Source organism: Pseudomonas sp. SIMBA_041 (assembly GCF_046535095.1).
GTDB lineage: Bacteria > Pseudomonadota > Gammaproteobacteria > Pseudomonadales > Pseudomonadaceae > Aquipseudomonas > Aquipseudomonas mucoides.
On record NZ_JAWRXJ010000325.1, the window covers coordinates 1 to 270 of the forward strand.

Genomic DNA, 270 nt, shown 5'->3' on the forward strand with positions numbered 1-270 from the left:
AGCCTGAACAACACCTTGACCGGCAACGCCGACAACAACGTGCTCGACGGCGGCACCGGCGCCGACACCCTGGACGGTGGCGCCGGCAACGACACCTACTACGTCGACAACGTCGCTGACGTGGTGATCGAGCGCGGCACTTCGACCTCGGAGATCGACACCGTCGCCGCCTCGATCGACTACACCCTGGGGACCAACCTCGAATACCTGACGCTGCTGGGCTCGGCCAACCTCAACGGCACCGGCAACGCTTCGAACAACGTGATCCTG

The 270-nt window shown here is 64.4% G+C and carries 1 protein-coding gene; it reads left to right on the forward strand.

The annotated features are described in order from the left end of the window. Positions 1-270 (forward strand): hypothetical protein (locus SB725_RS31340; protein ID WP_410923310.1); only part of this gene is annotated, 270 nt, incomplete at both ends.